This is a genomic window from Actinoplanes sp. CA-252034 (assembly GCF_050956125.1).
In the GTDB taxonomy this organism is placed as follows: Bacteria; Actinomycetota; Actinomycetes; order Mycobacteriales; family Micromonosporaceae; genus Actinoplanes.
Window position 1 is genome coordinate 9,432,881 of sequence record NZ_CP191846.1, and the last position, 17,645, is coordinate 9,450,525.

Here is a 17,645-nt window from a genome sequence, read left to right on the forward strand (position 1 = left end):
CAATTGACCAGGCTACCCCTCACGCCGCGGCGGGCCGCTCCGGCGTCGGGTCCGGTTTCCACCGCGAACGGTCACAGCCGGCCGGCGCGGCGCACGCCGGATCATGACCGGTGCAGGGCCGGACGTGCCGCCGCTCGACGCCGTCGTCGGTCTCCCGTTCGTCGACGTGCACTGCGCGGACCGTGCCGTCGGGCTCGCACAACACGTACCGCGAAGGGTTGAGGGTGTCGTCGGGAAGCAGGACCGCGGCACGCAGCCGGTCGGCGACGGCGCTCGCGATGCTCTCCTCAGTGACGCCGGCGGGCGTCAAGTAGATGTCGACCACGGTCGGGAAGTCTCCCCCGACGTGATAGACGTCGCAGAGCAGATCCGCGCCGGCGACCATGCCGTGCACGGGACGTTCCAGAGCACCGGCCAGTGCGGCCATGACCGGTTCCGAGCCGACCCGGCCGGCGATACACCAGTTCCACGGGCCGTCCGCCATGAAGTCCATGGTCATGACCCCTCTCTCAGCAGAGCTGCTGTGTTACCGCTCCGTGACCATTCTCGACACATTCCGATACGGACGGGCCCATAGGGTGTGTCCATTCGAGTGAACCGAGAACGAGCGGATGGACCAGGGGTGACAGGCGAGGCTCTCATCGTCCTTGAGAACGTCAACAAGTGGTTCGGCCCCTTGCACGTGCTACAGGACGTCGACCTGTCTGTCGCGCGCGGCGAGGTCGTGGTCGTCATCGGACCCTCCGGGTCCGGCAAGTCCACGCTGTGCCGTGCCATCAACCGGCTGGAGCCGATCAACTCCGGCACGATCACTTTCGACGGGCAACCACTTCCGGCCGAGGGCCGGGCGCTGGCGCGGCTGCGCAGCGAGGTCGGCATGGTGTTCCAGTCCTTCAACCTCTTCGCGCACAAGACCATCCTGCAGAACGTGATGCTGGGCCCGGTCAAGGTGCGCAAGGAGAAGGCCGCGGTGGTGCGTGACCGCGCCATGGGCCTGCTGGAGCGGGTCGGCATCGCCAACCAGGCCGACAAGTACCCGGCGCAGCTCTCCGGGGGTCAGCAGCAGCGTGTCGCGATCGCGCGGGCGCTCGCCATGCAGCCCAAGGCGCTGCTCTTCGACGAGCCCACCAGCGCGCTGGACCCGGAGATGGTCGGCGAGGTGCTGGACGTGATGACCTCGCTCGCCCGCGACGGCATGACGATGGTGGTCGTCACCCACGAGATGGGCTTCGCCCGGCACGCGGCCGACCGGGTCGTCTTCATGGCCGACGGTCAGCTCGTCGAGCAGGCGGCGCCGGAGGAGTTCTTCGCGAACCCGCGGAGCGACCGGGCCAAGGACTTCCTTTCCAAGATCCTCACGCACTGAGCGTCCTCACCGACGCCAGCCCTCAGGGCCGCCACACGACGGCGGCTCTGATCGAAAAGGAGATGAAGTATGCGTTTCACTCGTGCAGCCGTTGTGGCCACCGCCGCGGCTCTGACTTTCGGCCTGACCGCATGTGGCGGCGACAAAACCGAGTCGGGTGACACCGGCAGCAGCAAGTCGTTCGCCGCCGGCAGCACCATGGAGAAGCTCAACAAGGCGCAGTCGATCAAGGTCGGCACCAAGTTCGACCAGCCCGGCTTCGGCCTCAAGGGCCTGTCCGGCAAGCCGGAGGGCTTCGACGTCGAGGTCGCGAAGATCATCGTCAAGGAGCTGGGCATCCCCGCGGACAAGATCGAGTTCGTGGAGACGCCGTCGAAGGTCCGCGAGGACGTCATCGTGAACGGCAACGTCGACTTCGTCGTCGCGACCTACACGATCAACGACAAGCGCAAGGAGCGCATCGCGTTCGCCGGGCCGTACTACGAGGCCGGCCAGAACATCCTGGTCAAGGCGGACGAGGCGACCATCACCGGGCCGGACGCCTTCAAGGCCGGCGACAAGAAGATCTGCTCGGTCACCGGCTCGACCCCGGCCGAGAACATCAAGACGTACGTCAAGGACGTCGCCACCCAGCTGGTGCTCTTCGACACCTACGACAAGTGCATCAGCGCCCTGGACGGCGGCCAGGTCAACGCCGTGACCACCGACAACGTCATCCTCCTGGGCTACATCGCCAAGAACGAGGGCAAGTACAAGCTGGCCGGCGACAACTTCACCAAGGAGCCGTACGGCATCGGCGTGAAGATCGACGACAAGGACTTCCGGACGTTCATCAACGACACGCTGGAGAAGGCCTACAAGGACGGCAGCTGGAAGAAGGCCTGGGACGACACCGCCGGCAAGTTCGGCGCCGACCTGGGCACGGCCCCGGCCGTCAACCGCTACTGATATCAACCGCTGATTCGGGGAGCTTCCGCCCGTGAGTGTTTGGGTAGACAAGTTCGACGTCTTCGCGGGCGGTTTCTGGCTCACCTTCCAGATCTGCGTGCTCGCCGCGATCGGCGCCCTCGTTCTGGGCGCCGTCGTGGCGGTGCTCCGCATCTCGCCGGTGCCGCCGCTGCGGGCGCTCGGCACCGCGTACGTCACGATCTTCCGCAACATGCCACTGACGGTGGTCATGTTCTTCTCCGCGTTCGCCCTGCCTGCGCTCGGCTCCAACGCGGACTTCCTGCGCATCCCGGGGCTCGAGCTGATCTTCACCAGGCTCGGCACCGACCTGCCGTACTTCCGTTTCGCCCTGATCGCCCTGACCCTCTACACCGCCGCCTTCGTCTGTGAGGCGCTGCGGTCCGGTGTCAACGCGGTCTCGCCCGGCCAGGCCGAGGCGGCCCGGTCGCTGGGCCTGAGCTTCACCCAGAACCTGCGGTACGTGGTGCTGCCGCAGTCCTGGAAGGCGTCGATCGTCCCGCTCGGCTCGGTGATCATCGCGATGATCAAGAACTCGGCGCTGATCGGCTTCTTCGGCGTGGTGGGTGACCTCTCCGCCTCGGCCGACCAGCTCACCGGCGCCGAGGGCTACGCCTTCATCCCCGTCGCCATCGGCATCTCGATCGGATACCTGATCATGACCGTCCCCCTCGGGGCCCTTCTGGACCGGATCGAGCGGCGGCAGGCGGTGGCGGCCCGATGAGCACCAGCGTCCTCTACGACGTCCCCGGCCCACGGCAGCGGCGTCTCACGCTGATCATCAGCATCGTCGCCGCCATCGCGGTGCTGGCCGGCGCGTATTACCTGGTCTACCTGCCGCTCGACGAGAAGGGCCAGTTCTCCCTCGACCTGTGGGGGCCGCTGGTCGACCCCTCCAACGAGAACTTCACCCTCGTCTGGCAGCGGATCTGGGTCGGTATCGAGAACACTCTGATCGCTGCGGCGCTGGCGATCGTCAGCTCGCTGGTGATCGGGACCCTGCTGGGGGTGCTGCGGATCCAGCTGAAGAGCATCGCCGGTAACCGCTACGCGGGCTTCTCCAGCCCCGTGGCCTACCTCTTGCGTGGGCTCGGTGCCGGTCTCGCCGTACTCACCCGGATCTGTGTCGAGGTCTTCCGGGGTCTTCCGGTGGTCATCACGATCTTCTTCGTGGCCCGAGGCTTCCCCGAGTTCGGCATCACCCTCGACACGCTGTGGTATCTGGTGATCGGCCTGACCATCTACAACGGCGTCGTCATCGCCGAGATCCTGCGCTCCGGCATGGAGGGGCTGCCGTTCGGCCAGCGGGAGGCGGCGGTCGCGATCGGCCTCTCGCCGTTCCAGACGACCACGCTGATCCTGCTGCCGCAGGCGTTCCGGATCATGCTGCCGGCGCTGATCAGCCAGCTCGTGGTGGTCCTCAAGGACACCTCGCTCGGCTTCATCATCAGCTACGAGGAGACCCTCAACATCGGCAAGCAGATCATCGGCGTGCTGAGCAACCCGATCCAGGTCTACTTCGTGATCGCGGTGCTCTTCATCCTGGTCAACTACTCGCTGTCGAAACTCGCCCAGTACGTGCAGAAGCGGCTCGCCCGCGGGCGCAAGACCGCGAACCTGCCCACTGCCGCCGACGTCGCCCCGGTCGACGCGGGCGCTGCCGTCTGACGCCTACCGGGCCAGCTCCGTCACCCGGGACTCACGGACCACGGTGACCCGGATCTGGCCCGGGTAGGTCAGCTCCTCCTCGATCTGCTTCGCCACGTCACGGGCGAGCACGGCGGCGCCGATGTCGTCGATGTCGTCCGGCCGCACCATCACCCGGATCTCGCGGCCGGCCTGCATCGCGAAGACCTTCTCCACCCCGGCCTTGCCGCCGGCGATCTCCTCGATGCGCTCCAACCTCTTGACGTACGCCTCCAGACTCTCCCGCCGAGCGCCCGGCCGTCCCCCGGAACACGCGTCGGCCGCCTGCGTCAGCACGGCCTCGATCGTCTGCGGCGGCACCTCGTTGTGGTGCGCTTCGATGGCGTGGACGACGTCCTCGTGCTCGCCGTACTTGCGGGCCATGTCCGCGCCGATCAGGGCGTGACTGCCCTCGACCTCGTGGGTCAGCGCCTTGCCGATGTCGTGCAGGAACGCCGCCCGCTTCATCGTCGGCACGTCCAGGCCCAGCTCGGCCGCCATGATCCCGGCGATGTGCGCGGTCTCCACCAGGTGCTTCAGCACGTTCTGGCCGTAGCTCGTCCGGTAGCGCAGCCGGCCCAGCAGCTTCACCAGCTCCGGGTGGATGTCGGTGATGCCGACGTCGACCAGGGCCTCCTCGGCCGCCCGGTCGCACAGCCGCTCCACCTCGTTCTTGGCGCTGTCGAAGACCTCCTCGATCCGGTGCGGATGGATCCGGCCGTCCAGCACCAGTTTCTCCAGTGTGAGGCGGCCCACCTCCCGGCGTACCGGATCGAAACAGGAGAGAAGGACCGCCTCCGGGGTGTCGTCGATGATCAGGTTCACGCCTGTGGTCGACTCGAACGCCCGGATGTTGCGGCCCTCACGGCCGATGATCCGGCCCTTCATCTCGTCACTCGGCAGATGCAGGACGCTGACCACGCTCTCCGCGGTCTGCTCGCTGGCGATCCGCTGAATGGCGTCGACCACGATGTGCCGGGCCCGGGTGTCGGCGGTGTTCTTCGCCTCCGACTCGATGTCCCGGACCAGGATCGCGGCCTCCCGCTTCGCCTGCCCCTCGATCGCCTCGATCAGCTCGGTGCGGGCGGTCTCCGCGCTCAGCCCGGCGATCCGCTCCAGCTCACGGCGCTTCACCTCGTCGGCCTTCGCCAGCTCCGACTCCCGCGAGGCGAGCTCCGACTCCCGCTTCGACAGCTCCGACTCCCGCGAGGCGATCCGGCGCTCCCGCTCGACCAGGCGCTCCACCTCCTCGGCGTGCAGCCGCTCCCGCTCGTCGATCCGGGCGGCACGGCGCTCCACCTCCGCGGCCTGCTCCTTCACCGTGGCGTTGAGCAGGGCGACCTCCCGCTCACCGGAACGGCGGGCGGCGGCCCTCAGCTGCTCGGCATCCGTCTCGGCCTGACGGTGGGCGTGCTCCAGGATCGTGTCGGCCTCACCGTGCGCCGTCTCCAGCACCCGACGGGCCTCGGCGCGGGCGGCATTCGCCTCGGCCTTCGCGGCGGCGGTCTCCGCCCGTACCGAAGCAGCCTTCGCCTTGGCGTCCTCGACCTTCGCCTGCGCGTCGCCGACCGCCTGCTCCCGCCGCACCTGCGCGTCCTGCCGATCGGTGTGCAGCACCCGCAGCGCACGCGCTCCGAGGACCAGCCCGGCTATCACCGACGCGGCAAGCACGATGATCGCAACCACGAGCACCCAGTCCACGGGGGTCATCTCGCCGCGTCTCCCTTCGCCGCCGGCGCGGTGCACACGCGCGGGCTTCTCTACGGGATGCCCGACCAAGGCAGCTGACCGCGGGCGGCACCGGGCCCGGGTATCACGCGCTCCGCCTTCGGCTACCCCGAGCTTCCAGTCTCCGTCCGAACGGCCTTCACCGTCTGGCTTACGTCCGCCGGGCGGCTTCCGTCCGCCTGTTCCGGATCCGATCGGCTTCCCGTCTGCGGGCCGGAATCGGCGGTTTGGGCCGTCGGACTTCTGCCCGTCGGGCTTTCAGCCGTCGAGCTTCCGCCTTCGGGCTTTCAGCCGTCGGGCTTTCAGCCGTCCAGTTTCCGCCATCCGGCTTCCGCCGCCGAGCTTCTGCCGTCGAGCTTCTGCCGTCGAGCTTCTGCCGTCGGGCTCTCAGCCATCCAGCTTCCGCCGTCGGGCTCTCGCCCATCAGGCCTCTGCCCACGGCCGGTCCGGTGGCCTCGTCCGCCCGCCTGGCTTTTCGGCCACGGGGCGATCCTCCGATCTGCCGGTACGGTCCGATTCGGTTCCGCGGCGGATCTGGGTCCGTCCCGGCTCCGGTGGTCGGCACCGACCCGGGTTCACGGCCCGGTTCGGCATGAACGGCATCGGCCGGGCCGTCGAAGGCTCGGTTTCCGTCGGTTTCCGGTCGTCAGGCTTGATGGCCGGGCTTCCATCGGATCTTCCGGCGGAGGTCGCACATGGCGTCCGTCGCCCGGATCCTCCGGCTGAGGGATGACGGATGCATCGGATGATCACCGTGCGCCCATTCGTGCAACATTTCCCTACGTAGCCTCGCCACCGCGACGGACCCACCAACCGGGAGCCATCGTCACAGTCCGTGGGATACGACGATGTCTCGAGCGAACATCGTCGCCCGAGACCCCATCTGATCCCCCGGCCGGCATCGAAGCTCTCTGCCAGCGAGCCGTCCACCGGACGCTCGAATCAGGAGTGTGTGGAGTTGTGGGGTTGACCGCCGGTATGTCGCCCCATCCGCCGCGCGGTCAGCGGCCGACGGAGGCACCCATCGAGCGAAAACCGCCCAAGTGATGCCGTAATGTAATGCGATCTATGTTGTGCCTGTTGCATGCGATGGTCGAACAAACCTTGTGTAACGCGAGGCTAGGTCGCGAGCACCGCTTCGGTCAAGGACTCATGATTCGGCAGCGGATAGGACGTACGGCACAGAGATGCTTACGCCCAGCTCACGATCCCAGGGGACATTTCCAGACGTACCACGCGATCACGCCCCTCCCCTTCCGGCCATGACCATTATCGCCACCGCTGCCACCGCCGAAGCGCACGACACGGAGCGTGACAACAGCCCGAAGTGACGGAACGTGTCAGCCACCACGACATCGAAGCCATCGCGTGATATCGGGCTGAACGGTCACCAGAGGAGCGATCCTCACATCAGGACTATATCGGCGAAAGCCCTGGCCACTGCACTCAACGGCTCGGCTGCGTGAGGGAGACCGCTTCCCTGATCCACGAGTCAGACCCCCGCGGACCGTCAGCCACTCCCGGTCTCGGCGCGACTTCGGCATGCCGCCTCACCCATTCGGTACGGCCACCGCGCCACCATCCGGTCGAGTTGTCACCCGATCAGCAGAGCGACCCAACTGCATTCCGGCACGCCCGGCTTCAGCATGCCCGGCTTCAGCACGCTCAGTGCCGGCGCCCTCGGCTCGGGCACGCTCAGTGCCGGCGCCCTCGGTACCGGCAGGCTCCGTTTCGGCACGCCCGGCTTCAGCACGCTCTGTTCCGGCACGCTCGGCTCGGGCATGCTCGTCGAGCCGCTTGCTCCAGCCTCCGCGATCGAGTTTCCTGCTCGCGCGGAGATCTGAAATGCGCGGGCGGCCGGGATGACCCGATGGCCTGTCAGCTTCGGCACGCAGCACGTGTCCCTGCCCGGAACCCGTTTCGGTGCCCACGGCCCCGCCCAGAGGCGGTGAGTTGGTCCTCCGCGTCCGCGGAACGGTCTCCGCGGGGCAGGAACCCGGCAACCTCTCTCCCTATCGAGGCGTCAGCGTTGACGCCCCGTCAGCGTTGACGGGGCGGCTCAGGACTGCAGGTCCTCTGCCTCGTCGGCAAGTGCGTCCGCGTCGATCGCGTCGGCGAACTCGGCGGCTTCGGCATCACGGGCGGCCAGCGCATCCTTGACCGCGCGGATGGCGACCCCCGCTGGGTAGCCCTTCCGGGCGAGCATCGCGACGAGCCGACGGAAGATCGCATCGGGCGTGCCCGTCGCGCTGCGGAGTTTCCGGTCGACCAGTGTCCGTGCCGCCTCGGCCTCGGCCTCGTCGTCGACCACCTCCAGCGCTTCGCCGGCGATCTCCGCGTCGACCCCTCGCTGTCGCAGCTCGTTGGCGAGCGCCCGGCGGGCCAGCCCACGACCCTGATGCCGGGTGGCGACCCAGGCCCGCGCGAAGGCGGCATCGTCGATGATCCCAACCTCGTCGTAACGGTCGAGAACCTCGGCGATCACCTCTTCGGAGATCTCCTTGCGGACCAACACCTTCGTCAGCTCGGCGCGGGTCCGCGGGCGGACCGCCAGCTGACGCAGGCAGATCTCCCGCGCCACCTCGGACTCACTACGTGGCTGCTCCGCGTCGGTGGACGCCCCGGGAGCCGGGGCGTCGCGGCGGCCGCGGCGGCCCATGGACCGTCGCGACTCGTCCGCGTCGTCGCCCGCTGTGGTGCCGATACCGGTCCGGGGCGGAATGGCATCCCATCCTCGCCCGGACCGTGCACCGCGCCGTCCGGCCATCGTGGCTTACCGGATCAGAAGTCGACCGGCGGCAACTCGGGCCCACCGGCGGCGTCACCGGCGCCGGCCTGGCCGACACCGAGCTTCTCCAGGATCTTCTTCTCGATCTCGGCGGCGACGTCCGGGTTCTCCTTCAGGAACTCCCGGGCCTTCTCCTTGCCCTGGCCGAGCTGGTCGCCGTCGTAGGTGTACCAGGCACCCGACTTGCGAATGATGCTCTGCTCGACGCCGACGTCGATGAGCGAGCCCTCCCGCGAGATGCCCTTGCCATACATGATGTCGAACTCGGCCTGCTTGAACGGCGCGGCCACCTTGTTCTTGACGACCTTGACCCGGGTCCGGTTACCGACGACGTCGGTGCCGTCCTTCAACGCCTCGATACGCCGGACGTCGAGACGGACCGACGCGTAGAACTTCAGCGCGCGACCACCGGTCGTGGTCTCGGGCGAGCCGAACATGACGCCGATCTTCTCGCGGAGCTGGTTGATGAAGATCGCGGTCGTGCCCGAGTTGTTCAGGATGCCGGTGATCTTCCGGAGCGCCTGGCTCATGAGGCGGGCCTGCAGACCGACGTGACTGTCGCCCATCTCACCCTCGATCTCGGCACGCGGCACGAGAGCCGCCACCGAGTCGATGACGATGATGTCGAGGGCGCCGGAGCGGATCAGCATGTCCGCGATCTCGAGGGCCTGCTCACCGGTGTCCGGCTGGGAGACCAGCAGGGCGTCGGTGTCGACACCGAGAGCCCGTGCATAGTCCGGGTCGAGGGCGTGCTCGGCGTCGATGAACGCCGCGAGACCGCCGGCCTTCTGTGCGTTGGCCACCGCGTGCAAGGCGACCGTGGTCTTACCACTCGACTCGGGACCGTAGACCTCGATGACCCGGCCGCGCGGTAGACCGCCGACGCCGAGCGCCACATCGAGGGCGATGGAGCTGGTGGGGATGACGGCCATCTGCTGGACCGGCCGCTCCCCGAGCCTCATCACCGAGCCCTTGCCGAACTGCTTGTCGATCTGTGCCAGCGCCAGTTCTAGCGCTTTCTCCCGATCAGGTGTTCCTGCCGCCATTCCCGCCACCCCTGTATTCGACTTCGTGCTCTTCGTCGACGAGCTTTTGTTCACCACGGTCGACACGTTAGGCGAGGGGTACGACAAAAATCCTTCGCCCTGTCGTGTCCTGTGGATGACCGAGCCGCTGTGGACAATAGCCGAACACCTGTACGACGATCGAGTGACACGCCAGAACAGGCGTACTAAAAGCAGCTCAGCGCAGCCGAGAAGGCACCCGATCGGGGTACGCGGTCACGACTGCGCGCCAGATAGTAGTTGTTTCGACACCGTGAGCAATGGCTTCGTTGATGGTCCGCCCGCCCAGCTCCGTGAAGGAGTGGTCGGCCGCGATGCTCCGCGCATAGACGGAGCCGAAGCTCTGTTCGAGTCGTCCCCAGAAGTCTGTCAACCGCACCGGAGCAAGATTACCCAGAGGCGGCTCGCCCGCACCTCAGGCGACCGCCGCAGCCGCCACCCGCAGATCGTCGACGAGCCCCCGGAACGCCGTCTCGCGATCGTCGGCCCGCAGCACCGCCGACGGGTGGATCGTGGCCAGCGCCTGAATCTCCGCGACCGGGAAGTCCTCGGGGTGCTGGGCCGAGGCCGGCCACGGCATCAGCCGCCCGCGTGACCGGGTCACCCGGAAATCCGGCCCGAGCAGCGCCTTGCCCGCGGACGCGCCGAGAATGACCACGAGCTTCGGCTTGAGCAGCGCGAACTCGGACACCAGCCAGGGCCGGCAGGCCTCGATGTGGGCCGGTCCCGGAGTCTGGTGGATCCGCCGGCTGCCCCGCAGCTCGAACCGGAAGTGCTTCACCGAGTTGGTGATGTAGAGGTCGGCCGGATCGATGCCGGCGTCGTCCACCGCCTCCCGGAGCAGGCGGCCCGCGGGCCCGACGAACGGCAGCCCGTGCTGATCCTCGACGTCACCGGGCTGCTCGCCGACGAACACGATCTTCGCGTGTGGCGCCCCTCGGCCGAACACGGTCTGTGTCGCGTCCTCGTAGAGCTCGCAGCCGCGACAGTCCGCCGCCGCCGACTTCAGCTCGTCGATGCTCCGGGGGTGCGGCGGCACCCACTGCTGCGCCCCGGCGGGGGTCTGGGTCGATGACATGGGACCGTTCTACCCGTACCCCCCGACAACATCCGCCCGGAGTCCTCCTCCAGGAGGACGTCTTTCGCCGGGTGACGGACCTCTCAACGCATCGGAGGAGCGAGGCCCACCGGGTGGATCACGGACGCCACCGCCCGGGCCAGCTCCGGCGCCTCCTCGGTGGTGAGCGTGCTGATCGTGATGCGGATGCCGGGCGGGGAGCCGACCCGGAAGATCGCCCCCGGCGCGACCGCATAGCCCCGGTCACGGAGCGCAGCGACCGCATGCGTCTCGTCGGGCACCGGGATCCAGACGTTGATGCCGGTATCGCCGGACGCCTCGACACCCTCGGCCCGGAGAGCGTCGCGCAGCGCACGGCGGCGCTTCCCGTAGGTCTCGGCGGCCCGGCCCACGAGCGCGGTCACCTCCGGATCGCGCCACAACCACAGCAGCGTCCGCTGGAGCACGGTGGAGACCCAGCCCATGCCGATCCGCATCCGGCCGGCCACCCGCGCGATGGTCGTCTCGTCGCCGGCGAGGACGGCGATGCGCAGGTCGGGACCGAACGGTTTCGACGCGGACCGGACGAACGCCCAGGAGCCGGTGACCGCACCGATGCAGTGCGGCGGGCGCTCGGCCAGCTCGGCGGCGTGATCATCCTCCACGACGAGCACTCCCGGATGATCGCTGAGCAGCTCGCGGAGCTGCCGGGCACGCCGGGCGCCGACGGCGGCTCCGGTCGGGTTCTGCGCGCGAACGGTGACGACGACCGCACGGGCTCCCGAGCGCAGGGCGGCCTCGAGCGCCGCCGGATCGGGGCCGTGCTCGTCGACCGCGACCGGGGCCGCCCGCAGGCCCAGCGCGGCGAGCAGGTCGATGAGGGCGCCCCACCCCGGATCCTCGATCGCGACGGAGTCGCCTGGTCGGAGGTGAGCGCCGAACACGCGCTCGATCGAGTCGAGGGCGCCTGAGGTGACGATGATCTCAGCCCCGGAGACCGGGACACCCTCGGCGAGGAGCCGGGGGCGCGCGGCGTCCACCAGCTCGGGCATGGTGACCGCTGACGCGTACCCCTGGGGTGGGCTCTGCATGGCCGCCGTGGCGGCCAACGCCGGCATGAGCGGTGGCAGCAAGCGCAGGTCGGGCTCGCCGCTGGAGAGGTCACGCAGGCCCGGCGGGATCGGGGTGCGCTGCCCGGAGCGCCGCACGGCCACCGCCGGCCGGGAACGGACCCGGGTGCCGCGGCGACCCTCGGTCTCGATCAGGCCGCGCTGGCGCAGCTCCTGATAGGCCTTGGCGACCGTCGCGGGACTGACATGCAGGCTTCCGGCGAGAACCCGCACCGGGGAAGGGCCGAGCCGGCCACCCAGAACCCCTTCAGGACGCCCGCCTCGATGCTGGCGGAGATCTCTGCGGCGCTGTCGCCACTGACCTGATATTGTTCTGCCACAGAGGCGATTGTGTACTAGTACAGATCAACCCGCAAGCAGAACACGCCGGGGAGGCCCCGATGACCGAGCTCTACGCTCCCACTTCACGCACGACGGCCACCCGCACCCGCAAGCGGATGCACTACGAGCGTGCGGCCGCCCACGCGATCCTCGACGAGGCGTTCGACTGCTCGGTCGGCTTCGTCGTGGACGGGGAGCCACGGGTTCTGCCCAATCTGCACGTCCGCATCGACGACACCCTCTACCTGCACGGGTCCACCGGCGCGCGTCTCGGCCTGGCCGCCCGCGGCGACGGCGTCCCGGTGTGTGTGACGGTCACCATCCTCGACGGGCTGGTCTACGCGCGCTCCCAGTTCAACCACAGCGCCAACTATCGGTCCGTGGTCGCGCTCGGGACGGCGCGGCCGGTCACCGATGACGCCGAGAAGCTGCGTGTGTTGCTCGCGCTGGCCGACAAGGTGGGTCAGGGCCGCTCCGCGGACAGTCGCCCACCCACGCGTCAGGAGCTGGCACAGACCACCGTCCTCGCGTTGCCGCTGGTCGAGGTGTCGGTCCGCTCCCGCTCGGGCGGCGTCGGGGACGACCCGGAGGACCTGGCTCTCCCGCACTGGGCCGGCGTGCTCCCGCTGCGGACGGTCGCCGGGCCGCCGGAGACCGAGCCGGGTGTCGCGGCCGCGCCACCGGCCTACCTTCCCGGCCATCCTTCGGAGTGGCAGACGCCGGTCGTGCTCGAGGGCCGGCACGTCCGTTTGGAGCCGCTCACCCCCGGGCACGCGCCGGGGCTGTTCGAGGCTCTGGACGACGAGGAGACCTGGCGGCACATTCCGTTCCCCCGGCCCCGGACGCCGGAGGATCTGCTCACCGGGGACATCCTGGGCGTGCTGCGCGGCCAGTGGCTCGGTCAGCGCTCCGGGTGGGCCCAGATCGACCCGGCGACGGGGGCGGTGATCGGGATGACGACCTACCACGACATCGACACGAGCCTGCGTTCCCTCGGCATCGGGCACACCATGGTCGGCCGGAAGTGGTGGCGGACCGGTGTCAACACCGAGGCGAAGCTGATGCTGCTCGAGCGGGCCTTCGACGTGCTCGGCGCCGAGCGGGTGTTCTGGTATACGGACATTCGCAACGAGCGCTCCCAGCGGGCCATCGCACGGCTGGGCGCCAGCCGCGACGGGGTGATCCGGCGCCAGCGCCGGCGGCCCGACGGCAGCTGGCGCGACACCGTGCTCTTCGCGATGACCGCGGACGAGTGGCCCGCCGCCGCTCAGCGCCTCCGGGACCGGCTGGCCGCCGGATGAGCCCCTCCCCGACCGAGAAAGGCTGACCGATGCCGGGCATCACCGACTTCTCAACCTACGTGCTCGGCGTGGTCGCGATCATCCTCCTCCCCGGCCCCAACTCGATCTTCGTGCTCTCGGTGGGCGCCCAGCGAGGCGTCCGCGCCGGTTACCAGGCGGCCGCCGGGGTCTTCCTCGGTGACGCGGTGCTGATGGTCCTCTCCGCGACCGGGGTCGCCTCGCTGTTGAGCACCTATCCACCCCTGTTCCTCGTCCTGAAATACGCGGGCGCCGCCTACCTCGGGTGGGTCGGACTCAACATCATCCGCAGCGCCTGGAGCAAGTGGCGCAACCGTGCGGAGATCACGCCGGCCGCCACGGAGGAGCCACCGGCCGAGCTCCAGCGCCCGTTCCGCCGCGCCGCCGTGATCAGCCTGCTCAACCCCAAGGCGATCCTGTTCTTCGTCTCGTTCTTCATCCAGTTCGTGGAGCCCGGGTACGCCCATCCCGAGTTGTCGTTCCTGATCCTCGGGGCGGTGGTGCAGTTCTTCAGCGCGCTCTACCTGTCCGCGCTGATCTTCGGAGGGCGCTACCTCGCCGGCCAGTTCCAGCAGCGGCGCCGCCTCGCGGCCGGGGCGACGACCGCGGTGGGCGCCCTGTTCGTCGGGTTCGGCATCAAACTGGCCACCGCCACCGTCGGTTGAGCCGGGATGACAGCGGCCGACGGGCGCTCGGAACGAGACGGCCGCCGATCTCGGAGGACGCGAGTCATCAGCTGGGGCTCGACTCCGGGGACTGCGGTGATGGAGTCGAACGGCTCGAGTAGAACGTGCCGCGGATCATCTGGATCTTGACGAGGTCGGTGCTCCAGGTCTTCTCCGTGGTGCTCCAGCCCAGCGCGTAGGCCCGGCCGCCCATGACGAACCATCGGAAGACGGCATGCCTGGCCGCACCGCTTGCGGATCGGTAGCGGTATTCCCAGTCGGCGGCCTTGTGCAGCAACGGGACCGAGGTGACGCCCACGAGCTCGTAACCGGGCAGCGCACCCGAGGCGGCGAGGCGGTTCTCCTCGGCCCGGGCCGCCGTCACCTGATCGACAGCGGGATCACGGGCCACGTCCAGGGTGATCATCCTGGCGTTACGGGGCGCCCGGAAGCAGTGGGTGGTGCCGATGCGCTGATGAGTCCACCCGTCGGGCACGGCGATACGGAAGCCCGAGCCGTCGGTGAAGTACGACCAACCGGCCTGGAGGTCCCAGCCGTTCACACCGCGGGCCGCATCCTCCAGCGGGGTGACGGGCAGGCCGTCGGGGGGTGGTGAGTCGCAGAGTGACGGTGAGAACGCGGGCGCCACCGTGGACTCGGCGGAGGATGCCGTACCGGCTGGAGTCGGTGAGGTTCCCTGAGGATCCGCGGAGGCGAGCCCTGGTCCGACCGGGCCCGTCGACGTGTCCGTGCCGTTCCCGCCCGTGGAGGGTGCGGCACCGGGCGGCCCGAGCGGCGAGGAGTCCGGGGCGGGATCGGTGGTGGTGATCCCCGGACTGTCCCGGGACGTGTCGGTCGACAGCGGCGACGGGAGGTAGACCTGCGGGCGGGCGGAGGTCCGCTCAGCCACGTAACCGGCCAGCAGGCTGCCCCCGAGGAGGAGGACGACGAGGCCGGTCACAGCCAGTCTCGCCTGGGTCAGGCGTACCGGGGCTCGGCGTCCACGCTTCCGCCGCGGTGGCCGCGGTCCGGCTGAGGCGGCAACGACCTTGAACGGCACCAGGTCCTGACCGGGCGGGCGAACCGACTGCCCGGTGGTCGGCTCAGCCTGGCCCATGTTCGGCTCAGCCTGCCCCGTGGGCGGCTCGGTCTGACTTGTGTGCGGCTCGGTCTGACCTGTGTGCGGCTCGGCTCCCTGGCTGGCCTCCGGATCAGCGGCCTCCCAATCGGGTTCGCGCGCGGTTCCACGCGCTCGACCAATATCAGTCACGGGAACGAGTTCGTGACTCTTGCTCCTCGACATCCCCGAGCCCGTTTCGGTGGAGTGCCGGTCGGGAGCCGGGGATCCCTGGCCGGCTACCGGCACCGGACCGGCGGGGTGAGCTACCGGAGAGGCCGGACGTGCCACAGGTTGGGCCTGACCTGGTGCAAGCCGATCATTTTCGGACGCCGGGATCGGCTCGGCACGACGTTGCCGCGGTGGCCGGGTCGGAGCGCGTGCCGGCCGGGCCGCGGGCACCGGCGCCGAAGGCCCGGACGGGGAGGACGCCGCCACACTGCCGGGCTCAGGCACGGACGCCTCGGTACCAGGACCAGACCGCGAGGACGCCGCTGACGAGGACTGGGCCTCGGATGCCCGAGGCTTCATCGACGCTGCAGGCATCCCGGACGGAGACGCTTCCGAGGGAGGGCCGGAGGGCTGGACGGAAGGCAACGAAGGCCACGCGACAGGAACGGAAGCCTGCGAGGGAGAGGAGACAGGCGGCTGGGGAGGAGCGGAAGGGGCCGAAGCCTGCCCGGGAGAGGAGCCAGGCTGCGCGGGAGGAACCGAAGCCTGCCCGGGAGAGGGGACAGGCGGCCCGGGAGGAACGGAGGGCTGCCCGGGAGAGGAGACAGGCTGCGGCGAAGGGGCCGTCGGCTGCACGGGCACAGCCGACGGTGAAGACGCGAGAACGGCTGACGACCCGACCGCGGACGATGGCGGGGTCCGCGGATGCGGAGCCGGTCGAGACGGCACGGACGACCGTCCGGCGACGGTAGCCGTGCCGCGATGCGGTCGATCCGGCGCGCTCATCCCGGAACGTCCCGATGCCGCAGCACCACCCTCCCCCGCCGCGTCCGGCCGAGCGGCTCCAGAGTCCGTCACCGACGGCCGAACACCCGCAGTACCACCCTCCCCCGCCGGATCCGGCGGAGCGGCTCCAGAGGCCGTCACCGACGGAACGTCCGCGGGTCTCCGAGAACCGGCGGACCGCGGCTCCACAGGCGACGACTCAGCAGACGGCGAGTCGGTGAACGACCGTTCAGAGGACGAGGCCGAAGCGGCCGAGGCCGAAGCGGCCGAGGCCGACGGCGGCGACACGGGCCGCGGCGAAACCGCCGAGGACGACGAAGGCGACGCAGGCCGGAGCGAAGCGGCCGAGGACGAGACCGACGAAGGCGACGCGGGCCGCAGTGAAGCGGCCCGCGACGAGACGGACCGCGCCGCAGCAGACGACGGGGAGACCGGCCCAGGAGAGTCCTGCACCGGAGGCGAGGAGCGCGAAGGAGCCGACCGCGCCGACGCAGCCCCGGAAGCCGCCGACGGAGAGAGACCCACCGACGGCGACGCGGGCCGAGGGCCACCCGCCCGCACCCCACGCTGCCCGGGCAGGGACGGGATCTCCTGCGGATCGCTGGGAACGATCATCCGAAGCCGGCGCTCGATCTCCGGAACGGTCAGGCGAGCAGCGGGTTCATACCGAAGAAGGCCGTCGAGAACGGCCACGAGGGGCCCGGCCCGCAAAGGTGGATCGGGCGGTTCGGTGGCGAGGGCGGCGAGGGTCGCCATCGCGGTCTCCCGGGCATACGGCGAATGCCCCTCGACAGCCGCATACAGGGTGGCCCCCAGCGACCACAGATCGGACTCGACGGTGGACGCGCCGTTTCGGGCACGCTCCGGAGAGACGTACTGCGGCGACCCGACGATCAACCCGGGAGCCGTCACCCCACCGTCATCCACGAACGTAGCGAGACCAAAATCGGTCAACACCACCCGGCCATCCGTGCCGATGAGAACGTTGTGCGGCTTCACGTCACGATGCAGCACGCCTGCCCGGTGCGCGGCGGCGAGAGCGTCGAGCACCGCCAGGCCGATTCGTGCCGCCACCGCCGGCTCATACGGCCCGTCCTCGTTCAGCACCTGGTAGAGGGACCGTGACGGCACATACTCCATGACGATCCACGACAGTCCGTCGGTGTGCACCACGTCATAGATACGGACCACGTGCGGATGGTTCAGCCGGGCGGCGCTGCGCGCTTCCCGAAGGGTCCGCTCGTGCAGCCGATGCTGTTCAACATCGGACATCCAGTCGGGCGGCACGATCTCCTTGACCGCCACGTCACGGTGCAGCATCTCGTCGCGGGCCAGCCAGACCCGGCCCATTCCACCCGCGCCGACCGGTTCCACGAGACGGTACCGGTCCGCGACGAGCATCTGCCTGACCGCCATCGGCACCCACCCATCACGTCGGCTATCAGGATAATCAGGCACAGACCGCCCAAGGAACGACGATC

General features: G+C 69.4%; 15 protein-coding genes and 1 pseudogene. 6 read left to right on the forward strand and 10 right to left on the reverse strand.

Translation table 11 applies throughout. The features are described 5' to 3' along the window. Positions 1–19: 19 nt before the first annotated feature. Positions 20–499: a hypothetical protein gene (locus tag ACQPZW_RS42570; RefSeq protein WP_433791700.1), complete on the reverse strand. Its 480-nt coding sequence runs from the start codon at positions 497–499 to the stop codon at positions 20–22. Between the two features lie 123 nt (positions 500–622). On the opposite strand from ACQPZW_RS42570, the gene ACQPZW_RS42575 reads away from it, so the two are divergent. The 4 genes from ACQPZW_RS42575 to ACQPZW_RS42590 all read left to right on the forward strand — a co-directional run bounded on the left by ACQPZW_RS42575 (position 623) and on the right by ACQPZW_RS42590 (position 4,000). Further along, a complete protein-coding gene (locus tag ACQPZW_RS42575; protein WP_433791701.1) occupies positions 623–1,366 on the forward strand; it encodes an amino acid ABC transporter ATP-binding protein in 744 nt (247 codons plus the stop codon). Positions 1,367–1,435: 69 nt separating this feature from the next. Beyond that, positions 1,436–2,314, forward strand: coding sequence for a glutamate ABC transporter substrate-binding protein (locus ACQPZW_RS42580; RefSeq protein ID WP_433791702.1), 879 nt, complete (start codon positions 1,436–1,438; stop codon positions 2,312–2,314). Between the two features lie 31 nt (positions 2,315–2,345). Beyond that, positions 2,346–3,056, forward strand: coding sequence for an amino acid ABC transporter permease (locus tag ACQPZW_RS42585; RefSeq protein ID WP_433791703.1), 711 nt, complete (start codon positions 2,346–2,348; stop codon positions 3,054–3,056). Then, positions 3,053–4,000 (forward strand): amino acid ABC transporter permease, encoded by a 948-nt coding sequence (locus ACQPZW_RS42590; RefSeq protein WP_433791704.1) that lies wholly within the window; start codon positions 3,053–3,055, stop codon positions 3,998–4,000. Before ACQPZW_RS42585 ends, ACQPZW_RS42590 begins: the two co-directional genes overlap by 4 nt. 3 nt (positions 4,001–4,003) lie before the next feature. Here ACQPZW_RS42590 and rny read toward each other — a convergent pair whose 3' ends face one another. The 7 genes from rny to ACQPZW_RS42625 all read right to left on the reverse strand — a co-directional run bounded on the left by rny (position 4,004) and on the right by ACQPZW_RS42625 (position 11,998). After that, positions 4,004–5,728 (reverse strand): ribonuclease Y, encoded by a 1,725-nt coding sequence (gene rny / locus ACQPZW_RS42595; RefSeq protein ID WP_433791705.1) that lies wholly within the window; start codon positions 5,726–5,728, stop codon positions 4,004–4,006. Between the two features lie 1,612 nt (positions 5,729–7,340). Next, positions 7,341–7,637, reverse strand: coding sequence for a hypothetical protein (locus tag ACQPZW_RS42600; protein WP_433791706.1), 297 nt, complete (start codon positions 7,635–7,637; stop codon positions 7,341–7,343). A gap of 168 nt (positions 7,638–7,805) precedes the next feature. Continuing rightward, entirely contained in the window at positions 7,806–8,513 is a 708-nt protein-coding gene (locus ACQPZW_RS42605; protein WP_433791707.1) for a regulatory protein RecX, read from the reverse strand. Between the two features lie 14 nt (positions 8,514–8,527). Continuing rightward, positions 8,528–9,580 carry a recombinase RecA gene (recA, locus tag ACQPZW_RS42610; protein ID WP_433791708.1) on the reverse strand — a complete coding sequence of 351 codons (1,053 nt, stop codon included), beginning with the start codon at positions 9,578–9,580 and terminating at the stop codon, positions 8,528–8,530. 196 nt (positions 9,581–9,776) lie between these two features. Next, positions 9,777–9,977, reverse strand: a complete 201-nt coding sequence (locus ACQPZW_RS42615; protein ID WP_433791709.1) for a DUF3046 domain-containing protein — start codon at positions 9,975–9,977, stop codon at positions 9,777–9,779. Between the two features lie 36 nt (positions 9,978–10,013). Further along, positions 10,014–10,676 (reverse strand): UdgX family uracil-DNA binding protein, encoded by a 663-nt coding sequence (locus ACQPZW_RS42620; RefSeq protein WP_433791710.1) that lies wholly within the window; start codon positions 10,674–10,676, stop codon positions 10,014–10,016. Positions 10,677–10,759: 83 nt separating this feature from the next. Further along, positions 10,760–11,998 carry an aminotransferase class I/II-fold pyridoxal phosphate-dependent enzyme gene (locus ACQPZW_RS42625; protein ID WP_433791711.1) on the reverse strand — a complete coding sequence of 413 codons (1,239 nt, stop codon included), beginning with the start codon at positions 11,996–11,998 and terminating at the stop codon, positions 10,760–10,762. Positions 11,999–12,165: 167 nt separating this feature from the next. Between ACQPZW_RS42625 and ACQPZW_RS42630 the strand changes: the two genes are divergently transcribed. Continuing rightward, positions 12,166–13,407 (forward strand): bifunctional pyridoxamine 5'-phosphate oxidase family protein/GNAT family N-acetyltransferase, encoded by a 1,242-nt coding sequence (locus ACQPZW_RS42630; protein ID WP_433791712.1) that lies wholly within the window; start codon positions 12,166–12,168, stop codon positions 13,405–13,407. A 29-nt stretch (positions 13,408–13,436) separates the two neighbouring features. Next, on the forward strand, positions 13,437–14,090 hold the full coding sequence (leuE, locus tag ACQPZW_RS42635; RefSeq protein ID WP_433791713.1) for a leucine efflux protein LeuE: 654 nt from the start codon (positions 13,437–13,439) through the stop codon (positions 14,088–14,090). Positions 14,091–14,157: 67 nt separating this feature from the next. Here the strand turns inward: leuE and ACQPZW_RS42640 are convergent, their stop codons facing one another. Both ACQPZW_RS42640 and ACQPZW_RS42645 read right to left on the reverse strand, forming a co-directional pair. Beyond that, the gene (locus ACQPZW_RS42640) at positions 14,158–15,051 is read right to left on the reverse strand and encodes a hypothetical protein (RefSeq protein WP_433797900.1); all 894 of its coding nucleotides are present in this window, start codon (positions 15,049–15,051) and stop codon (positions 14,158–14,160) included. A 1,530-nt stretch (positions 15,052–16,581) separates the two neighbouring features. Next, positions 16,582–17,580 (reverse strand): annotated as a pseudogene (locus ACQPZW_RS42645) (serine/threonine-protein kinase); the annotation flags it as partial. Positions 17,581–17,645 lie beyond the last annotated feature (65 nt).

What these genes read in the sequence shown, in the direction of transcription:
- ACQPZW_RS42630 (WP_433791712.1), top strand. Translation starts at nt 12,166, where the DNA reads ATGACCGAGCTCTACGCTCCCACTTCACGCACGACGGCCACCCGCACC.
- rny (WP_433791705.1), bottom strand. Translation starts at nt 5,728, where the DNA reads ATGACCCCCGTGGACTGGGTGCTCGTGGTTGCGATCATCGTGCTTGCC.
- recA (WP_433791708.1), bottom strand. Translation starts at nt 9,580, where the DNA reads ATGGCGGCAGGAACACCTGATCGGGAGAAAGCGCTAGAACTGGCGCTG.
- ACQPZW_RS42605 (WP_433791707.1), bottom strand. Translation starts at nt 8,513, where the DNA reads ATGGCCGGACGGCGCGGTGCACGGTCCGGGCGAGGATGGGATGCCATT.
- ACQPZW_RS42620 (WP_433791710.1), bottom strand. Translation starts at nt 10,676, where the DNA reads ATGTCATCGACCCAGACCCCCGCCGGGGCGCAGCAGTGGGTGCCGCCG.
- ACQPZW_RS42590 (WP_433791704.1), top strand. Translation starts at nt 3,053, where the DNA reads ATGAGCACCAGCGTCCTCTACGACGTCCCCGGCCCACGGCAGCGGCGT.
- leuE (WP_433791713.1), top strand. Translation starts at nt 13,437, where the DNA reads ATGCCGGGCATCACCGACTTCTCAACCTACGTGCTCGGCGTGGTCGCG.
- ACQPZW_RS42580 (WP_433791702.1), top strand. Translation starts at nt 1,436, where the DNA reads ATGCGTTTCACTCGTGCAGCCGTTGTGGCCACCGCCGCGGCTCTGACT.
- ACQPZW_RS42570 (WP_433791700.1), bottom strand. Translation starts at nt 499, where the DNA reads ATGACCATGGACTTCATGGCGGACGGCCCGTGGAACTGGTGTATCGCC.